The organism is Kaistella flava (ex Peng et al. 2021) (genome assembly GCF_015191005.1).
GTDB lineage: Bacteria > Bacteroidota > Bacteroidia > Flavobacteriales > Weeksellaceae > Kaistella > Kaistella flava.
The window spans coordinates 123,947-140,642 of record NZ_CP040442.1; the positions used below are offsets into that span (position 1 = coordinate 123,947).

20 protein-coding genes are annotated in these 16,696 nt (G+C 33.8%); 11 read left to right on the plus strand and 9 right to left on the minus strand.

The window, feature by feature from the left end; genetic code table 11:
• Position 1: 1 nt before the first annotated feature.
• Entirely contained in the window at positions 2-1,177 is a 1,176-nt protein-coding gene (locus Q73A0000_RS00525; RefSeq protein WP_193812148.1) for an aspartate aminotransferase family protein, read from the plus strand.
• Between the two features lie 22 nt (positions 1,178-1,199).
• On the opposite strand, the gene Q73A0000_RS00530 is transcribed toward Q73A0000_RS00525, so the two are convergent.
• The 5 genes from Q73A0000_RS00530 to Q73A0000_RS17065 all read right to left on the minus strand — a co-directional run bounded on the left by Q73A0000_RS00530 (position 1,200) and on the right by Q73A0000_RS17065 (position 3,351).
• The gene (locus tag Q73A0000_RS00530) at positions 1,200-1,499 is read right to left on the minus strand and encodes a type II toxin-antitoxin system RelE/ParE family toxin (RefSeq protein WP_193812149.1); all 300 of its coding nucleotides are present in this window, start codon (positions 1,497-1,499) and stop codon (positions 1,200-1,202) included.
• Entirely contained in the window at positions 1,492-1,743 is a 252-nt protein-coding gene (locus tag Q73A0000_RS00535) for a type II toxin-antitoxin system ParD family antitoxin (protein WP_193813616.1), read from the minus strand. Before Q73A0000_RS00535 ends, Q73A0000_RS00530 begins: the two co-directional genes overlap by 8 nt.
• 140 nt (positions 1,744-1,883) lie before the next feature.
• Positions 1,884-2,354, minus strand: coding sequence for a GNAT family N-acetyltransferase (locus tag Q73A0000_RS00540; RefSeq protein ID WP_193812150.1), 471 nt, complete (start codon positions 2,352-2,354; stop codon positions 1,884-1,886).
• Positions 2,355-2,539: 185 nt separating this feature from the next.
• On the minus strand, positions 2,540-3,016 hold the full coding sequence (locus Q73A0000_RS00545) for a hypothetical protein (protein ID WP_193812151.1): 477 nt from the start codon (positions 3,014-3,016) through the stop codon (positions 2,540-2,542).
• A gap of 200 nt (positions 3,017-3,216) precedes the next feature.
• Complete coding sequence (locus Q73A0000_RS17065) at positions 3,217-3,351, minus strand: hypothetical protein (protein ID WP_262892925.1); 135 nt, start codon at positions 3,349-3,351, stop codon at positions 3,217-3,219.
• A gap of 408 nt (positions 3,352-3,759) precedes the next feature.
• Here Q73A0000_RS17065 and Q73A0000_RS00550 point away from each other — a divergent pair, with 408 nt between their 5' ends.
• Together Q73A0000_RS00550 and Q73A0000_RS00555 are read left to right on the plus strand one after the other, a co-directional pair.
• Positions 3,760-4,146 carry an START-like domain-containing protein gene (locus Q73A0000_RS00550; RefSeq protein WP_193812152.1) on the plus strand — a complete coding sequence of 129 codons (387 nt, stop codon included), beginning with the start codon at positions 3,760-3,762 and terminating at the stop codon, positions 4,144-4,146.
• Between the two features lie 67 nt (positions 4,147-4,213).
• Complete coding sequence (locus Q73A0000_RS00555) at positions 4,214-5,017, plus strand: aminotransferase class IV (RefSeq protein ID WP_244140771.1); 804 nt, start codon at positions 4,214-4,216, stop codon at positions 5,015-5,017.
• Positions 5,018-5,315: 298 nt separating this feature from the next.
• On the opposite strand, the gene Q73A0000_RS00560 is transcribed toward Q73A0000_RS00555, so the two are convergent.
• Positions 5,316-5,864 carry a YqgE/AlgH family protein gene (locus tag Q73A0000_RS00560; protein ID WP_193812153.1) on the minus strand — a complete coding sequence of 183 codons (549 nt, stop codon included), beginning with the start codon at positions 5,862-5,864 and terminating at the stop codon, positions 5,316-5,318.
• Between the two features lie 52 nt (positions 5,865-5,916).
• Here Q73A0000_RS00560 and pdxH point away from each other — a divergent pair, with 52 nt between their 5' ends.
• Positions 5,917-6,561 carry a pyridoxamine 5'-phosphate oxidase gene (gene pdxH / locus Q73A0000_RS00565; protein WP_193812154.1) on the plus strand — a complete coding sequence of 215 codons (645 nt, stop codon included), beginning with the start codon at positions 5,917-5,919 and terminating at the stop codon, positions 6,559-6,561.
• 47 nt (positions 6,562-6,608) lie between these two features.
• Here the strand turns inward: pdxH and Q73A0000_RS00570 are convergent, their stop codons facing one another.
• Complete coding sequence (locus tag Q73A0000_RS00570) at positions 6,609-6,899, minus strand: HU family DNA-binding protein (protein WP_193812155.1); 291 nt, start codon at positions 6,897-6,899, stop codon at positions 6,609-6,611.
• Between the two features lie 394 nt (positions 6,900-7,293).
• On the opposite strand from Q73A0000_RS00570, the gene panD reads away from it, so the two are divergent.
• Together panD and Q73A0000_RS00580 are read left to right on the plus strand one after the other, a co-directional pair.
• Entirely contained in the window at positions 7,294-7,644 is a 351-nt protein-coding gene (panD, locus tag Q73A0000_RS00575; RefSeq protein WP_193812156.1) for an aspartate 1-decarboxylase, read from the plus strand.
• A 99-nt stretch (positions 7,645-7,743) separates the two neighbouring features.
• Complete coding sequence (locus Q73A0000_RS00580; RefSeq protein ID WP_410504136.1) at positions 7,744-8,712, plus strand: lysylphosphatidylglycerol synthase transmembrane domain-containing protein; 969 nt, start codon at positions 7,744-7,746, stop codon at positions 8,710-8,712.
• 75 nt (positions 8,713-8,787) lie between these two features.
• On the opposite strand, the gene Q73A0000_RS00585 is transcribed toward Q73A0000_RS00580, so the two are convergent.
• Together Q73A0000_RS00585 and Q73A0000_RS00590 are read right to left on the minus strand one after the other, a co-directional pair.
• Positions 8,788-9,165 carry a hypothetical protein gene (locus Q73A0000_RS00585; protein ID WP_193812158.1) on the minus strand — a complete coding sequence of 126 codons (378 nt, stop codon included), beginning with the start codon at positions 9,163-9,165 and terminating at the stop codon, positions 8,788-8,790.
• Position 9,166: 1 nt separating this feature from the next.
• The gene (locus tag Q73A0000_RS00590; RefSeq protein WP_193812159.1) at positions 9,167-11,182 is read right to left on the minus strand and encodes a M3 family metallopeptidase; all 2,016 of its coding nucleotides are present in this window, start codon (positions 11,180-11,182) and stop codon (positions 9,167-9,169) included.
• Between the two features lie 100 nt (positions 11,183-11,282).
• Here Q73A0000_RS00590 and Q73A0000_RS00595 point away from each other — a divergent pair, with 100 nt between their 5' ends.
• The 5 genes from Q73A0000_RS00595 to Q73A0000_RS00615 all read left to right on the plus strand — a co-directional run bounded on the left by Q73A0000_RS00595 (position 11,283) and on the right by Q73A0000_RS00615 (position 16,655).
• Entirely contained in the window at positions 11,283-11,801 is a 519-nt protein-coding gene (locus Q73A0000_RS00595) for an SRPBCC family protein (RefSeq protein ID WP_193812160.1), read from the plus strand.
• Between the two features lie 214 nt (positions 11,802-12,015).
• Complete coding sequence (locus Q73A0000_RS00600) at positions 12,016-13,077, plus strand: DUF6263 family protein (RefSeq protein WP_193812161.1); 1,062 nt, start codon at positions 12,016-12,018, stop codon at positions 13,075-13,077.
• A 50-nt stretch (positions 13,078-13,127) separates the two neighbouring features.
• Complete coding sequence (locus tag Q73A0000_RS00605; protein WP_193812162.1) at positions 13,128-13,346, plus strand: hypothetical protein; 219 nt, start codon at positions 13,128-13,130, stop codon at positions 13,344-13,346.
• Positions 13,347-13,402: 56 nt separating this feature from the next.
• Positions 13,403-15,961, plus strand: coding sequence for a YfhO family protein (locus Q73A0000_RS00610; RefSeq protein ID WP_193812163.1), 2,559 nt, complete (start codon positions 13,403-13,405; stop codon positions 15,959-15,961).
• A 286-nt stretch (positions 15,962-16,247) separates the two neighbouring features.
• Positions 16,248-16,655 (plus strand): GxxExxY protein, encoded by a 408-nt coding sequence (locus tag Q73A0000_RS00615; protein ID WP_193812164.1) that lies wholly within the window; start codon positions 16,248-16,250, stop codon positions 16,653-16,655.
• Positions 16,656-16,696: the final 41 nt, after the last annotated feature.

Sequence of the window (16,696 nt, forward strand, 5' to 3'; positions counted from 1 at the left end):
AATGCAAACAGATTTTTTTAAATATCAAGCACAAACCACCCAATTTGCTGCAGGCTTTGAAGTAGAAAAAGCCGCGGGTTCTTATATCTACGGAAAAAACGGACAGAGATATCTGGATTTTGTAGCTGGAGTTTCTGCCAATACTTTAGGACATTCACATCCGAAAATTGTAGAAGCTATTAAAACGCAGGCAGAAAAATATCTGCACGTGATGGTTTACGGCGAATACGCTCAGGAAATGCCGGTGAAATTGTGCAAGCTATTAGCCGATGCGACACCAGAACCTTTAGAAGTAACTTACCTCGTCAACTCTGGAGCAGAAGCGATTGATGGCGCTTTGAAGTTAGCAAAACGTTATACGGGAAGAGAAGAAATCATTTCGATGACCAATTCTTACCACGGAAATACACACGGTGCTTTATCGGTTTCGGGGAATGAATATCACAAGCGTGAGTTTCGTCCGCTCTTGCCGATGGTGAGTTTTATTGAATTTAATAATCAAGATGATTTTTCAAAGATTACTGAAAAGACGGCTTGTGTTCTAGCCGAAACCATTCAAGGAGCAGCGGGATTTTTAGTTCCTGATTCAGACTATTTTAGAAATCTAAAAAAGCGATGTGAAGAAGTTGGCGCCTTATTGATCCTCGATGAAATTCAGCCTGGATTTGGACGTACAGGAAAACTGTTTGCTTTCGAACATTTCGGAATGGTTCCTGATATTCTCGTGATGGGAAAAGGAATGGGCGGTGGCGTTCCGGTTGGTGCTTTTATGAGCTCCAAAGAAATAATGCATTCACTTTCACATTCTCCGAAATTGGGACATATTACAACTTTTGGTGGAAATCCTTTAATTGCCTCAGCAAGTTATGCGACTTTGCATGAAGTACTTGAAAGCGGTTTAATGAATGAAATTCAGCAGAAAGAAAATTTATTCCGTGAATTATTAGTTCATCCTAAAATTAAAAATGTTAACGGAAAAGGCTTGATGTTGGCAGTGAATCTTGGTTCACCAGATTTCACTTTAGAAGTTGCAAAACGGTGTATGGAAAAAGGACTTATTGTTTTCTGGCAATTATACAGAAATGAATATTTAAGAATTTCGCCACCATTGACGATTTCTTTGGATGAAATTAGAGAAGGTTGCGGGATTATAATTGATGTTTTGAACGGGAATTAAAGATCAGTATTAGTTGTTTTTTTTATCCAGTTATTCGATTTTTTAAATCAGAACTGGCGTGTAAAATTCTTGCAATCAAAATTTCATTGGAGTTAATTTTCTGAAAAAAAATGATATGCCTATTGACTAAATAGCCGAAGATAAGTAAGTCTATTTCTTCATAGTGCTTTCCCAGATTTGGATTTTCAGCAAGTAATTCGCAACCTGCAATCAATTCAGAGTAATATTTGTCGGCTTGATTTTCAGACCATTCTTCATAAGTGTAATCCCAAATATTTGAAAGGTCTTTAACGGCTTTATTTGTTAAAATATAATTAGCCATTATTTAATTTGTTTTCCTTTAAGGTTTGCAGATGAGTTTTGGCATTGAAATTTTCTGCAATTCCACTGTCAAGTCCATTCTGAATTGCTTTTTTTAAAAGTTGAATTTTATTTTCTTCATCTTCAAGAAGTCGCAAACCTGCGCGTATAACCTCGCTGGCATTTTTAAATCGCCCTCCTGCAATTCTACTATCAACAAAGTCCTCAAAATAGTGACCAAGAGAAACTGAAGTATTGCGTCCCATTTTTAATATTTTTTTTAAATTATTTAATTCAAAGTTACCAATTTTTGGTAATTCTTGCAAATTATTTTAGAAATGGTTTTTGTGAAATGATAGAAAATAGCTGTGGACAAAGGTTTTTATTGTAGCTGTCAAAGTCTATTTTAAAAAAGGTGTTTCTCCATTTTTACATCTGCTCTTTCATAAAGTCCTTTTTCCAGTTCAACTTCAGAAAAACCGTATTTTCTGTAAAGATGAATAGCAGATTCTAATTGCGTATTTGAATATAATAGGAGCGTTTTCATTTGTTTCTCTTTTGCGAAATTTATGCAATGTTCCAATAAAAGAGTACCGATTTTATGTCCCTGAGCCTTTTCTGCAACCGCCATTTTTCCCAGTTCAAAAACTGTTTCACTTTTCTTTAATAAAGAAGCGGTGCCAACAATTTCATCATTTAATTTGGCATAAAAAATAAATCCTCCTTTATCAATAATCTCTTCTTTAGGATTTGAAAGTGAAATAACATCATTTTTTTCAACCCGAAAATATTTTTCAAGCCATTCGTAATTGAGCGTTTTTATAGCTTCTTGTTGATCTTCTGAAAAATCTATTATTTCAATTTTATTTTGGCTCATAATTATTTTGAATCTTTCGTATATTATTTATCGGTTACAGCTAACGGTTGGGTATTTCTGTTGGCAGGGCTTAAAATGCCAAATCTTTCTACTTTCGAATATAATGAAAATAGTGAAAATAGCGAAAATCTTCAACTTATTAATTTGACCCCGCTTGTAGAAATGCCATTTTAGCAGAAGTATTTTTAAAGAGGTGATTTTATCTTTTTTAAAGTATCTTTTTTGATATTATATTCAAAATATGTTTGTAAAGCGGGAGAGTAAACAAAGAATTTTTCGAGTTTTGTAAAAGATGCATATAATTTGAACGTGCAAATATCTGTTGCAGAAATGAAAGGATTCGTTTTCAGATGACTATGAGTTGACATTGTCATTTCTCCATTCACGCTTGATGTATATTGTGGAATTAATCTTGAATGGAATTTTTGTTCTTCTAAAATGATTCCATCTTTATCTGTTATGAAGAGATAGTCATTTCCAAAAGGAATTACACCAGATTCATTTGCTCCAGTAATTAAATAAGTTTTAAAGTTTTTATTAAAAGGAATAGTAATTAAATTTAAACTAAATCCTTGTGGAACTTCAATTTCATATTTTGGATTTGACAATTGAGAAATTAATTTTTCTCTTACATTCGTCAAATCATTTTCTAATACATTCAAATTCCGTTCATTTAAGTTCTGTTTGATTGGTTTTTTTGAATTGTTTACAAAAAGATATTCAGCGATTACTTTGTCTGCACTTTTGTTTAAAAAAACTGTTTTTACAGAGTCAGCGGATTTGTAAGTTAAATACGAACCTACTAAATCTCGAAATTTTTTATTTTCACGAATAATATCAGTAGAATTCCAAGAAGCATTTTCTAATGAATAAGTAAATTTCCTTCATTTTTGATTGAATCAAGTTTCGCTTGAATTTCTTTATCAGATAATTTATTTTCTTGTCCAAAAACATTTATTGATAATAATAGAATTAGAAAAATTGTTATTTGTTTCATAGTGATTTTTTAATATTTCTGCTAACTCTCAAATATACGCAACTCCTCATAATTTTAAAAAATATTTATTTAGGTCAAATCCACTATCATTACTTTTTCTTCACTTTGTAACTTATACAAAATATCAAAATATAAATATTGGAAAGCTGTAACTTAAACGTAACCCAAAATTCTTCGAAAAAAAAACCGAGCTTTCTTTTAGCCGCGATGGAAGCGACATCCCGCGATGATATATGTCATGATTTTAAAGCCGTTTTTTCTGAATCGCTGATATAGCGGACAGCGGGACGGGTTTTGTAAGAAATCAAGATGGTGATGCTTCTTATCCTCATAAACTATTTCATCAAATATATTGCGTATATTAGAAATTAATTTATATATTGCGACACATTAAAAAAAGGTAATAATATGGCGAAAACGAAAGTGCAATACGAATTTTCAATGCACTGTCAGTCAGAGATATTGTATGAATATATGGCTAGCGCAGAGGGTCTTTCTGAGTGGTTTGCAGATGATGTGGTGGAAAAAGGAGATGACTTCTATTTTAGTTGGAGCAATGGCCCCGAGGAAAAAGCTACGCTTATTCGTTATAAGCCTGAAAGCTTTGTGCGTTTTCGATGGGAAGAGGATGAAGGGACCAAAAATTATTTCGAAATGACCATCGTTATCGATGATATTACGGATGATTTGGCGTTGAATGTTACTGATTTCTGTGATGCTGGCGATGAGGAAGAAAATCGTTTGTACTGGGAAAACTTAATCGAAAATTTAAAATTGAAATTAGGCGCTTCCTAATTTTTTTAACCTAAATATAAAATGAACGATTTATCGTTCATTTTTTGTTACTAAAATCCTGATTATTGTGAAATTATCTTTTGCTTCTGAGCAGTCTCAATTACACAACCGTGCTTTTTTATATGGCGATGCGGTGCAAGTTTCTTTTTTTATCCGCGGGTCGCAATTGATTATGGCGGAAGAGTGTTATTTCTATTTAATGGCCTCTATGCGTAAAATGAGAATGGCGATTCCATTGTCTTATACGTTGGAGTTTTTCCAGAATCTATTTGCAGAAAAAGTTTTGCAGGAAGGCATAAAAAATGGAATTATTCAGTTTTTCGTCTATCGAAATACGGATGAACAAGTACTTTCAAAAAGTAGGATTTCTTATTATTTTGAGGTAGATGAAGTTGATGATCTTTTGAATATTCAAAGAGATTATGAACTTGATTTGATTAAAGAAATTAATGTGAATACGAATGTTTTAAGCAGTATTCATGTTCATTGTCCGGAAAATATCTATGCTGAAATTTATGCGAAGGAAAATGATTTGGATGATGTTATTTTTCTGAATCCAGCTAAAAGAATTGCCAGAAGTATTTACGGGAATTTATTATTCCTGGAAGGAAAAGTGATTAAGATTCCAAAGACTACGGAAGGAGCTTATATTTCGCCTCTGTTGGAGAACTTCGTCACCTTTATTCATAAAAATAATTTAGCCCAGATTCAGGAGTCAGAAATGATTGCGTTCGAATCTCAAAAGGCTGAAGAGATCTTGATGATTTCTGATATCAAAGGAATTTTCCCTGTTACCAAAATCCGAAATAAAACTTTTGGAAAAGACCGTTTTTCTGAAATGGTAGAACAATGGAAAGCCAGTTTCGCTTAGAATTGACAAACCCAGTTAACAACCTTTAAAGAAAGTCATTAACCGGGTTTTTAGATTTTAATTACAATTATAACGTTGTTCAAATCTTTAAATTATAGGTGCTGGTATTAAAGTTTTGTTAATATTGTAATATTGCAGATTTTAAAAGAAAGCAACACTATTTTTATAAGACAGTCGTATATTCGTGGCGAAAATAATAGCGATATCGTGTAGAAACGAATTTCGTTCTTTTTGAAATTTAGTGCATAGAAAGAGCTCTAACATCCATCATCTACCATCCATCACCCAAAATCGGTTTCTAATTCAACGAAACATCTTCCGGAGAATTTGCCCACAAGAGGTATTCTCCACCCAAATTTTGCATAATATTTTTCCAAAGACTTTGATCATTCGGAGAAGTGTAATCTAAATTGTAAACATCAACAGGAGTCCACATTTTACGAAGGATTTCGCCTTCTAACTGCTGACCTGCCCAACCTGAATATCCCGAAAATACCTTAACGTCGTTGATTGAAATTTGTGAATCTAAAATTGAAGAAACAACATTTTCAATATCTTCAGTAAGATAGTATTCATCATCTATCGCTAAATATTCTTCTGTAACTTTCTTTCCTTTACAAATGAAAAAGATCTTGTCATTTTCGACCGGTCCGCCTTCATAAACAGTAACTTGAAATTCGAATATTTCCAGCAATCGTGAACTCATATTTTCATTTTTCTTGTTCAGTATGAGTCCAAAAGCACCGTTTTCATTATGATCAACGATTAAAACTACAGAGCGTGAGAATATGTCCCCCGAAATATCGGGAGTGGAAATTAAAATTTTACCTTTGTAAGAATAATTCATCTGATAAATCAGGTTAAATAAAAAACCTTTAACCAAATGTAATAAAAATTTAATGGAAAACTTGCACGACAAAAGAAAAATCTACGACCGCGCCGAACTTTTGGAAAGTCAGATTAAAGAAAATCCAATGGAACAGTTTCGCGATTGGTTTTTAGAGGCTGAGCAAAATCCTCAAATTTCTGAAGCCAATGCCATGGCAGTTTCTACCCTTGAAAAAGATGGCTGTCCACGTACCAGAATGGTTTTGCTGAAATCATATACTTGGGAAGGTTTTATTTTTTACACCAATTACGACAGTAGAAAAGGAAAGGCGATTGAAAGTAATCATAAAGCCTGTTTAAGCTTTTTCTGGCCCAATTTAGAACGTCAAATTATCATTAAAGCAGATTTAGAAAAATTAGCGGATAATTTAAGTGATGGTTATTTTCATTCCCGCCCGAAAGGAAGTCAGCTCGGAGCAGTAGTTTCGCCACAAAGTCAAGTAATTCCGAATCGCGAATTTCTGGAAAAGAAATTAAAGAATCTTGAAAAGGAATTTGAGAATAGTGAAATTCCAAGACCAGAAGGCTGGGGTGGATATTTGGCTAAACCTTACGAGATCGAATTTTGGCAAGGTCGTCCAAATCGACTTCACGATAGAATCATCTACGAATTACAGGAAGATTTTGACTGGAAGATTTCCCGTTTAGCACCATAAAAAAAGTCCCGAATGATCGGGACTTTTCTTTTATTATAATCGATTGATTATTTTTTCTTACCACCCATTACAGCGTCTGCTAAGTCAGAACCTGCTTTGAATTTTGCAACTGTTTTAGCAGCAATGTTGATTGGTTTTTTAGTAGCTGGGTTGATACCTTGTCTTGCAGCTCTTTCTGCTACAGAGAAAGTTCCGAATCCTACTAAAGAAACTTTACCATCTTTTTCTTTCAAAGTGTCAGTAACGTTAGAGATAAATGATTCAAGAGCAGCTTTTGCTGCAACTTTTGTAATGTTCGCGTCTTTTGCGATAGCGTCGATTAATTCAGACTTGTTCATAATATTAATTAGTTAAGGTTAGTTCATTGTTAAAGCAAATATAAAACAATTTTCATATTGTGCAAATTATTTGCAAAAATTTAATCAATATTCAATAAAATTCTTGAATAGTAGAGAAAGTTTATAATCTCTATTTTTACGTTTAATCGATGTTTGCAAGTTATATTATCGTGCCAAACTCAATACGTGTCGCTATTTTATGAAATAAAAATATTGTTAATTGTAATTACGAATTATGGAATTTTGTGGTAAATCCAAATTGGTATTATGTTATTGTTAAAACAAATGGGTTTTTAGCATCTTTTTATTGTTTAATCGCTAATGGATATTAAGTTTGAAGACAATAAAGAAAAATTAATTTTATTCCTTTAATTAAAATAATTAAATTTGCGCCATGTTAATTGAAATTTTTAAATCTAAGATCCATCGCGTACGCGTTACTGAATCAGACCTTAATTATATAGGAAGCATCACCATTGATGAAGATTTGCTCGAAGCCTCAGGAATTATCGTGGGCGAAAGAGTATACATCGTTAATGTGAATAATGGTGAACGGTTCGATACTTACGCGATAAAAGGTAAAAGAAAATCTGGAGAAATCTGTTTGAACGGTCCGGCCGCACGACGCGTTCAGAAAAATGACATCATCATTATAATGGCCTATGCTCAAATGACGCCGGAAGAAGCAAAAACCTTCCAGCCGAAAATTATTTTCCCAGATGAGCAGACCAATCTTCTTACGTAATTTCTGAAAATTTCGCCTACTTTGGAACAAATCAAAAAACCGAATCCTCTTAAAACCTTTTTAACGATTGCCATTTCTCTTGGTATAGCTGCACTTTTTATGTGGTTGGCGCTAAAAGGAATGGAGTTTAAAAAAATCGCCGGCTATTTTGCGAAAGCCAATTATCTCTGGGTTTTTATCGCTTCGATATTTGGAATTCTTGCATACTGGTTTCGTGCAATTCGGTGGAATCTTTTATTGGAACCGATGGGTTATCAAATCTCAAACTCTAATTCTTTCTGGACTATTTCTTTCGGATATTTAATGAATTTAACCATTCCCCGAAGTGGTGAACTGGCTCGTGCGACCGCTTTATTTGGAGTGGAAAAAGTTCCGGTTGAAAAATCCTTTGGAACAATTATCTTAGAGCGGGTGATCGACTTAATATGCATGGTTGGCTTTTTAGGTTTAACCTTAATATTTAAATACAAAGCATTCCTTGCTTTCTATTCTTATATCACCGAGGAAAAGGGGAAAACAGCAACGACAACGTCCAATTCAACAATCTATATTTTTGGTGGGATTTTGATCTTAGCAGCGATTTTGTTTTTCATATTTAGAAAAAAACTGGAGCAGTTTTCTATTTATCAGAAAGTGCTCAATTTCGCAAAAGGAATTGTTGACGGTTTGACTTCAATTTTTAAAATGAAGCAAAAAGTGAAGTTTATCGCTTATTCGTTGGCAATATGGATTTGCTATTATTTAGCGGCTTATTTGGTTTGTTTTTCACTACCGGAAACGTCTCAGTTTACTTTTGCTGATGGTTTCTTTATCATCGTTGTAGGAACATTAGGAATGATGGTTCCGGCTTCTGGCGGAATCGGTGCTTTTCATTTGGCTTTAAAGTTCGGTATTATGGCCTTATTTCTTTCCATGGGTAAAAACCCTGAAGAAGGTGGCGAAGTGGGATTATCGTACGCATTTATCTCACACACGATGCAATTGGTAATCATGTTGGTTTTGGGTGCTGTTTCAATTCCTATTTTGACGAAAGCCAGAAATGCAGCAGTCAAGAATCAAAAAAATTAAATTTAGAAATACAATATTAAAAAAGGGTTTACTATTCAAGTAAACCCTTTTTTGTGTTTTAAAAGATGATTTTATTTAATCCTTAATAAAGTAAATTTCTGATTCATCTATTATTGGAATATAGATGCGATGCCAATTTTCATGTCCTTCAATCATCTCCCAGGTGTGACCTTCACCATTGATATCTTCGGCTAAAAGTACAATTCCAGGTTCGATAATAAACGATAAATGATCGCTGGTTGTGAATTTTAATTTACCACTCAACGTGATTACGAATTGTTTTCTTGGCGCGATATGCGTTCCTACTTGCCAGGAATCAATTTCATTAGCAAACCAGAATTCCGTCGCCTTAATTTTCAAGTCCGTTTGTATGTTTCCCTTTTCAAAATAACTTTCTCCTGAAGAATGCCGTAAAAGTCGAACAGCAGGAATGTTATTGTCTTTTTTCTCCATTTTATCCAAAGGCTCTTTTCAGTAAACTCTCCACTTTCGGCTCGCTTCCTCTGAAGTTTTTAAACAGTTCCATCGGATCTTTTGTTCCGCCTGAAGAAAGCAATATTTTATATTTCGCAGCGATTTCCGGATTGAAAATACCGTTTTCTTTAAAGTATTGAAAAGCATCAGCATCTAAAACTTCGGCCCATTTATAAGAATAATATCCCGCCGAATATCCACCCTGGAAAATATGAGAGAAACTTGTACTCATAACGGTTTCCGGATTGCTTGGATAAAGATTGGTTGCTTTAGTTTCTTCCACTTCAAAGGTTTTTACGTCACCAACTTTTTCCGGATCGGAATGATAAGCCATATCTAAAAGTCCAAATCCGATTTGTCTCAAAGTTTGATAACCTTCCATGAAATTCTTGGAATCCGATATTTTCTGAATTTTGTCATTCGGTAAAACTTCGCCAGTCTGATAATGTTTCGCAAACGTTTTTAAGAATTCAGGTTCGTAACAATAGTTTTCTAAAAACTGAGAAGGAAGTTCCACAAAATCCCATTTCACAGAAGTTCCTGAAAGATTCGGATAAGTAGTGTTTGCTAAAACTCCGTGTAAAGCGTGACCAAATTCATGGAAAAGCGTCGTCACTTCCTGAAAAGTCAATAAACTTGGCGTGTCAGAAGTTGGTTTTGAGAAATTACAAACCACCGAAATATGCGGACGGTTATTCTCCCCATTTTTAATGGATTGACTTTTAAAACTCGTCATCCAGGCACCGGCTCTTTTTCCTTTTCTTGGGAAATAATCAGCGTAGAGTAGGGCTTTGAATTTTCCGTCTTCGAAAATCTCGTACGTTTTTACTTCTTCGTTGTATTTTTGAATTTCTGTTGTTTCTTTAAATTCTAAACCGAAAAGCGTTTTTGCCAAACCGAAAACAGCGTCCTGAACTTTCTCCAACTGGAAATAAGGTTTCAGTTCCTCATCATCAATATCGAATTTTTGCTTGCGTAATTTTTCAGCGTAGAAAGTATGATCGTAACTTTCCATTTCTTCGATTCCGTCTAATTTTGCCAGTTTTTTCAATTCTTCTATTTCCTTTTCAGCGTAAGGTTTTGCTTTCTCTAAAAGTTCATTTAAAAATGATTTTACTTGAACGGGAGATTTCGCCATTCTTTCTTCCAGAACGTAATCTGCGTAATTTTCGTAACCTAGAAGTTTCGCTTTTTCCTGTTTTAAAGAAATGATTTCTTTAATTAAATTCTGGTTATCGAATTCATTATTCTGAAAAGACTTTTTACCATTTGCCAGCGCCAATTCTTTTCGCAATTCACGGTTTTCAGCGTAAGTCATTAAAGGAAGAAAACTTGGATATTGCAAAGTCACCACGAAACCTTCGAGATTTCTCTCTTTCGCTTCTTCGCGGTATTGTTCTAAAATTGCTTCCGGAATTCCGGCCAGTTCTTTTTCGTCCGTAATATGTTTGAAATAGTTATTCGTTTCCGCTAAAACATTTTGGCCAAACTGAAGTGATTTCTTTGATAATTCAATACTGATATTTTTGAACTTTTCTTTGTCAGTATCGTTTAACAAAGCGCCGCTTCTTACAAAACCTTTATAAGTTTCATTTAGAAGCATTTGCTGTTCTTCGTTCAGGTTGTATTTTTCTTTTTCGTCAAAGACTTTTTTAATCTTTTCAAAAAGGGGCAGATTTTGAGAAATCTTCGCTGAGAATTCTGTTAAAAGTGGCGAAACTTCCTGAGCGATTTTTTGAATTTCGTCATTGGTTTCGGCAGAATTTAAATTAAAGAAAATGCCAGAAACAATTTCTAATTTTTCACCTGAAAAAGCCAATGCTTCAATCACGTTTTCAAAAGTTGGTTCTTCTTGGTTTCCAACGATTTCATCGATTTCTTTTTCCGAAACTGTAATCAATTCCTGAAAAGCCGGAAGAAAATGTTCTTCTTTAATTTCATTAAAAGGAGCGGATTGATATTTTGTTGTAAATGTTTGTAATAATGGATTTTGCATTTTTAATTGAAGTATAATTAAATTTTATCTTTTTAAGATTGAACAGCAAATTTACTGAAAAATAAATTTTATATTTGATTAATTGAAACTCTAAAAAACCATGAAAAAATTCTTAAAAATTCTGTTGGCGATTGTTGCCATTCTTATCATCGTGATGTTGTTAATGGGAAAAGCGTATCATTTTGAGAAATCAATCATCATTAATGCTCCTGTAGAAAAAGTATATACACAGATTAACTCCACAAAAGCAATTAATCAATGGAATCCGTGGATGAAACTGGATCCGAATTTGAAAGTAACTTATTCCGGAAATCCTGGCCAAATTGGCGATAAATATTGCTGGGAAGGAAATGATGAGGTCGGCAGTGGTTGCCAGGAAATTACGGCATTAGTTCCGAATCAAAAGCAATCTACAAAGATAATTTTCTTTAAACCTTTTGAAAGCGATGCTACTTCTAATATTATCCTTACGCCGGAAGGAAATTCGACTAAAGTAACGTGGGATATGGATTGTGAACTGGATTATCCGATGAACTTAATGAAATTATTTATGGACGGGAAAATGGATAAATCATATGGCGACGGATTGAACGCTTTAAAAGCAATATCTGAAAAATAAATTTTAAAATATAAGATGAAGTCGGTTTTTAAAGCCGACTTTTTTTATGAAATGATAAAAGGTATTCAGTTACTTTTTCTAATTAGTGACAGACTGTTAAAATTGTTATAATGTATGAATCCATCAGAAATAATTACCTTAAATTTGTATTTCGTTTTTTAAATTTAAAAATATTTTAAAAACGACTTTAAATAAAATTCAGAAAAATCAGTAAATGAAAAAATTCACAGCCATCGCGCTTCTTGCTATAACATTAGTTGCCTGTAAAAAAGAAACTCAAACCGTAACCAAAGTGGATCCAGCAACTGGAAAAACAATCACCGTAGAAGTTCCTGTAACCAATTCCGATTCAGCGAAGGTTGAAAAATCTCAAGCCGAAGTTTTTGCTATTAAAGATTCTTTAGGAGTTTATAAACAGACTTTTCAATTAGAAAAAGGGCAAACTTATCCTTTAGTAACTTTCCAAAAAGATGTTCAAACGATGACCGCGCCTGATGGTAAAACGCAAAGTGGCACAAGTGAAATGACCGACGAAATGTCATTTACGGTTAACGATTTCAAAGATGGTATTTATGACATCACCATTAATTTAACCGGAAAAAGAAACTCTCAGTCAGCCAATGGAAAAACAGTTGCAGTCGATACCAATCAAGCAGAGCCGAAAGATGAGCAGTTGAAAATGATGTGGAAAGTGAACAAGGCTTTGGTTGGAAATAAATTGAATTTGAAAATGAACGAAGCCGGAAAGGTCATTTCTATTACAGGTTTCGATACCGTTTATAATAAAATTACTGCTTCTGTTGGATCAACAATTAAAGACGCGAAAGACAAAACTGCTTTTGTCAATAGTTTCAAACAGAGTTTCAACGAGAAAATGTTGAAAGATCAATTCACGAAAAACTTGGTTTTGATTCCTGCAAAAGGAGTTAAGATTGGCGATAAATGGTCTGAAAGTGAAAATGCAACTCCAGACGGAAAAATCAAATTAACAACGACTTATACTTTGAAAAGCGTTGGTAATGGAATCGCGGAAATTTCAGTTGCGGGAGGAATTCCGAAAAAATCGGATAAACAAACTCAAGAAGGCGTGACCAGATCAATGAGTTCTGAATTGGCACAAAACGGAACAATTACTTTGGATCAAAAAACTGGTTGGGTAAAAAACCAAAACATCTCTGTGAAAACGACGCAATCAGAAACGCTTTCAGATGGTAAACAATCGCAAACAATGAAATCGGTATCGAATTCTACTGTTGTTGTGAATCCTTCGAAATAAAATTGTACTCACAATTTTAAAACAATATCTATCATTATCAAAAATAAGAAATGAAATATATATTAGAATTAATTCTAAGCACCGTAATCATTTTTTTTGTTTGGAATTTTTTAAAAAGAATGTTTTTCAAGAAAATTTTTAAATTTCCACAGCCGAGAAATGAGGAGAATGTAACGCAGCAGAAATCCAAAAATAATCTGGATTCTAAAATCCATTGGGATGCTGAAACAGTAGATTACGAAGAGGTTAAAGAACCTAAAGAAAAATAAAGATTTGAAAATCCTTTGGCAATGTCAAAGGGTTTTTCTCAATAATAAACCTAAAGATGTTAAAGAACAAAAACTTAATTTTCATTATCGGAAGCCTGGTGGTTTTCATTTTGTTGGCTGTGATTTACGCCAATCCTGTGTTAACTGGAAAGCAACTTTTTCAGCACGATATTGTGCAGTATAAAGGAGGAGCCAAAGAACTTTTGGATTACCGTGCCGAACATGGCAGAGAAACCTATTGGAGCGATTCCATGTTTGGCGGAATGCCCACTTATCAAATGGGCGCGCAGTTTCGAGGTGATGTTATTAAAAAAATTGATGATTTGCTGAACTTTTTACCGAAACCGGCGAACTATATTTTTCTGCTATTTTCAGGGTTTTTTCTTTTAGGTTTAGTCGCAGTCAGAAACTGGAAATATGCACTTTTAGGCGCGACCTTTTTTGGACTTTCAACGTATTTTTATATCGCACTTGCAGCCGGACATAATGGTAAAATACACACGGTTGCTTATTTTGCACCACTTTTAGCGGGAATACTTTTGGTTTATATCCGCAAAAAATATGTCGTTGGATTTATTGTAACGGCACTTTTTATGGGCTTGCAAATTGCAGCCAATCACCCGCAGATGACGTATTATTTATTCATTGCGTTGGCGTTTTTATTCTTATCAGAATTGATTCGTGCTTTTCAGGGAAAAACAGATTGGAAACATTTCGGTATTTCAACCGGAGTTTTGGCTTTAGCATTTGTGCTTGGAGTTGGAATGAATTCTCAGCGGATTATGGCGAATTCAGAATATATCACCGAAACCGTTCGTGGAAAGCAGATTCTAGATAACGAAAAACATTCTGCCGATAAATCCGGAATGGATAAAGAGAGCATGTTGATGTGGAGTTACGGGAAACTGGAAACTTTGAATTTATTTATTCCACGCTTGATGGGTGGTGCGAGCAATGAAGAAGGTTCTGATAAAATGATGGCGAAAGTGCAACAATTGGTTCAGGAAAATGTAGGTTCGCAACAGGAAATGGACAGAATCTCAAAAGGATTTGGAACATTAACTTACTGGGGCGACCAACCCGGAACTTCCGGGCCCGCTTATCAAGGTGCGGTAGTTTGTTTTCTGGCCGTTTTAGGCTTTTTCTTTGCCTGGAAAAAATACAGATATTGGGTTTTAGGAGCATCAATTTTAACCATTCTTTTGGCATGGGGAAGTAACTTCATGATCGTCTCCGATTTCTTTATCGATTTCGTTCCTTTCTATAATAAATTTAGAGCACCAAGTTCAATTTTAGTTGTTGTAGAATTACTATTTCCATTGATTGCGATTGTTGGTTTATACCGTTTCTTTAATTCAAATGAAAAGACAGAAACCTCTGCTGATAATATATTGACAGAAGATTACAAGAAGGAAACTTTGATCTATGTGAGTTCTGCGGTGTTAGGAATTACGCTTTTACTAATGGTTTTTGGTAAGTCGATTTTAGGATTTTATACGCCTTCAGAAAAGACTTATCTTCCGCCATTTCTATTGGAGTTTTTGGTTGATGAAAGATATAAAATGTTCAGTATTGATGCATTCAAAGCGATTCTCTTTGTGGCAATTACGGCTGGAGTTTTATTTTTAAGTTTAAAAAATAAAGTCACTCAAAATATTGCGATCATCATTATTGGGTTGGTGAGTTTCTTTGATTTGTGGAGCGTGAATAAAAGGTATTTAAACAACGATAATTTCATTGATAAATCATTTACAGAAAATCCTTTCCAGACAGAAAATTCAGATTTGTTGATGCAGAAGGTGGGCGATAATGCCAATTTAAAATCGCTTTTGGATAATACCAACATGAACAAAACGTTGGAAACCATTGCCGAAAAAGATAAAGGTCATTACCGAATTTATAATCAAGTTTTAGGAGCATTTAATGAAACCAATACTTCTTATTTTAAATCTTCAATCGGTGGTTATCACGCAGTGAAATTGAGAAGATATGATGATTTAATCAATGAATATTTTGGAAAAATGGATACCGTAAAAGTTCCAAGAATCCTAAATATGCTGAATACTAAGTATATGATTTTTGGATCTCCTGAACAACCTCAAGGAGTTACCAATGCTGATGCAAATGGGAATGCCTGGTTTGTTTCAGAAGTAAAATTCGTGGATACTCCAAATGAAGAACTGGATCAAATCGGAATTGTTGATAATAAAAAGGTTGCTGTGATTTCAAAATCAGATGAGAAGTATTTTGAAGGAAAACCTCTCCAACAAGATTCTACCGCCTTTTTAGATTTGAAAAAATACGAAGCCAACGAACTCGAATTTACGTCTCAGTCGAAAACGCCACAGTTAGCCGTTTTCTCAGAAATCTATTATCCAAAAGGTTGGAAGATGTTTGTTGATGACAAAGAAGTTCCATACATCAAAGCAGATTATTTGTTGAGAGCAGTTTGTGTTCCTGCTGGAAAACATTCGATTAAAATGATCTTCGCACCAGCAGTTATCGAAAAAGGGAAAATTATTTCGATGATTGCGTTTGGATTATTTTTGTTGTTGAGTGGCTTGGGAATTTATTTTTTATACCGTAAAAGAGACAAAAGAAATTTGGCTGTGTAAGGAGCTCAAAAGATTGCAAAATGGATGTGGATATTTGTATTTTTGATTTTAACCGCAAAAGAGACAAAAGAAATTTGGCTGTTTAAGGAGTTCAAAAGATTGCAAAATGGATGTGGATATTTGTTCTTTTGATTTTAACCGCAAAAGACACAAAAGAATTTTGACTGAATAAGTAAATCAAAAGTTTGCAAAAAGTTTCTGGAATATTCCTGCTTTTGATTGCAAAATAAAGCAAATTGTTTGCTGTAACGAAATCAAAAGGATGCAAAATCGTAATTAAACATTTATGATAACTCAAAAATACATTACTGATTTAACTTATAAAATTAACGGGGCTTGCATTGAAGTTCATAAAATTTTGGGTTCAGGTTTGGCAGAGATTGTTTATCATAAGGCATTAGAGGAAGAATTTAGAATTCGAGATATTCAATTCAAATCAGAATTTGTAATTCCGGTTTTTTATAAAGATAAAAATCTTGAGTGTGATTTTAAATGCGATTTTCTAGTGGAAGACCTGATTGTATTAGAAATAAAAGCCGTCACTCAGATTATGGATATTCATAAATCTCAGGTTTTAAATTATATGAATTTACTAAAAGTTCCAAAAGGAATTTTAATCAATTTTAATGTAAAGAATATTTATCATTTCGGTCAAGAAACGTTCATAAATAAATACTTTGATCAGTATGATTAAGCAGTTGTAGAACTTTTTTTTAACCGCAAAAGAAACAAAAG